This window comes from Polaromonas sp. P1_G4 (assembly GCF_056405475.1).
In genome coordinates, this window is the sequence record NZ_JBFUCA010000574.1 from 1 (window position 1) to 2,506 (window position 2,506).

Genomic DNA, 2,506 nt, shown 5'->3' on the forward strand with positions numbered 1-2,506 from the left:
GGGTTCTGGTCGAGCAGGCACGTGCGCTGTTTGCGGAGCGTGCTGTACGCGTACTGCCTGCACTGGCGAAAACCATTCAAGACAGGCTCACTGCCGCAGTTGATCAGCCCGGCAGTGTCCGGGAAATGCAGGACCGGCGTGATGCCTGGATGGCTTTCCAGAAAAGTGGTGCCACCTGGGTCCGTGGCACAACCGCCGCATGGACCACTGCCCAGACGATTCCTGCGCCAAACTCGCCCTCGAGGTTTGCCGACAGCGGCAAATTTGAATTGATGGGTAACGACGTGATGGAGGACAAAATCCTTGCTTCGCGGCTCGCGCTTCGGTTGCTGGACTTCGCAAGCTGGGAGTTGAACGACCTCCGGTTGCGCATCCAAAACCTGGAGGCCGTCACGGAATTGCACAAGCAGGACATTCTTCGCCCCGAGGTGCTTGCCCAGCACATGGTTGAGCAATGGAGTCTTGCATCGCTGCCACGGGATGTCTGGCTCGTTGTCCAGGATGTCATCCAGAAGGACATGGGCACACACCTGCTGGAGACTTACCATGCCACCAACGAGTTTTTGGTGCAGCAGGGGGTGATGGCGGAAATCGACTTACGGCCGCTGGTCAAACGCACTCCCTCCGCTGCGGATGCCGGAGCGTCTGCCAGGAAAGCCTCCACTTCTGAGAAGGAACGCGGCAAATTCGGCAGCGAAACCGGCTCCAGGACCGGCGGGTCTGAAGGCGGTGGCGCACGTGGTTTTGGCGGAGGCCAGGGCGATGGGCCTGATAGCCGGGTTCAGGGTGTGGGTGGCGGGCGATCTTCAGCCTTTGGCGGCCGTCAGGGTGCAGCTTCTCCAGGTACGGCGTCCGAAGGAGCAGGGTCGCAGCCAGGCGTATCCAGGCAAGGCGGCGCAGTCTACGATGAAACCCGCATGCAAACGGCGACGACGCCGCTCGCCAGGGCACGCATGAGGGCCCAGGGTGTGATGGGGCACCTCAAGCGTTTGCTGTCGAACCAGGTCGCAGGCTTCGACGATACCCACCCCACACAGGCGTCGCCTCAGCTCGCGCAGGCCATGGTGAGCGTGCAGAAGCAGGAAGAAACCGGTGCAGAGCGTACCTTGCTCGCAGATGCGCAAGGGCAGATCTATGGCCAGGTGCATGTCGACAATGCTGCAACTGCCTTGCGGGAACGAACCAATACCCTCAAGCAGGCGGCGTCCACCTCATCCGAGAAGGCGACGATTGAAATCGTGGCCCTGATGTTCCAGAGCATTCTTGCCGAAGACCGCATTCCGCCTGTGATCCGGGTCTGGTTTGCCCGTTTGCAGATGCCGGTATTGCGTGTGGCGATTTCCGAGCCAGAGTTCTTTGAGTCGCTGCAGCATCCTGCACGCCGGTTGATCGACCGCATGGGTTCCTGCGTATTGGGCTTTGACGTCACGGTGGCCGGCGGCGCCATGGAATCTGAAGTCAAGCGCATTGTGCAAGTGATAGAGCAGTATCCCGAAACAGGGCGTCGGGTGTTTCAGCTGGTTTACGACGAGTTCGAAAAGTTTTTATCCAAATTCCTTTCCGAGCATGGCAGCGCCGCCCGTGTTGTGAGCGTCGCGCAACAGGTCGAACAAAAAGAGACCATGACGATCCAGTACACCATTGAGATGCGGAACATGCTCAATGACATGCCGGTTCGAGACGAGATCCGCGAATTCCTCTTCAAGGTATGGGCCGAGGTATTGGCAATCGCCGCGATGAAGAACGGGCCGCAGCACGAGGAAACCATCACGCTCAAGCGGGCTGCCGCTGATCTGGTGTGGGCCGCGAGCGCCAAACCGAACCGCAATGATCGCGCCCGCGTGATTGCAGACCTGCCGAAATTGCTGCAGCTGCTGCGCCTGGGCATGTCCATGCTGGGCTTGGGTGTGTCTGACCAGGACGGGCACCTGAAGACCATCAGCGATACGCTGGCCGATGCATTCATGTCCAAAACCGACACCATTTCCCAGGAGCGGGTGGAGATCATGGCCAAACGGCTGATGAACCTGGAAGACTATCTTTCCGACGAGGACGTCGGAGACCTGCCGCTGGATACTGACAGCCTGGTCACCATGATCGGGATCGATGCTACCGACATTGAAGTGATCGCCGATGGCGGCAGCCAGCCCACGGAAGCCATGCGCGCATGGGCCCGGGAGCTCCAGGTAGGTACATGGTTCAGCCTGGACCACAACGGCAAGATCAGTCATGTGCAGTTTGCCTGGTGCAGTGATCGCAAGCAGTTGCACCTGTTTGCTTCTGCCGATGGCCGGAACTTCCTGATCCAGGCTCGTCGGCTCGCGGCCTACCTGCAGTCGGGTTTGCTGGTGCCTACGGAAGAGGAGGCGCTCACGGTACGTGCCACGCGCGACGCGCTTGCCAAGCTGGATGCAAATCCCGAGCGGTTGCTCGGCTAAGGGCCTCGTTGTCCGGCGTGCCCGGGCAACCGGTTCAAAAATGTCGTTTTTGTGCCGCAGTGCTATTC

1 protein-coding gene is annotated in these 2,506 nt (G+C 60.1%); it reads left to right on the forward strand.

Annotated features, from left to right (window positions below; all coding sequences use genetic code 11):
- The coding region (locus tag AC1D1X_RS20675; RefSeq protein ID WP_477699046.1) for a DUF1631 family protein at window positions 1-2,438 on the forward strand (2,438 nt) is incomplete at its 5' end.
- Window positions 2,439-2,506 lie beyond the last annotated feature (68 nt).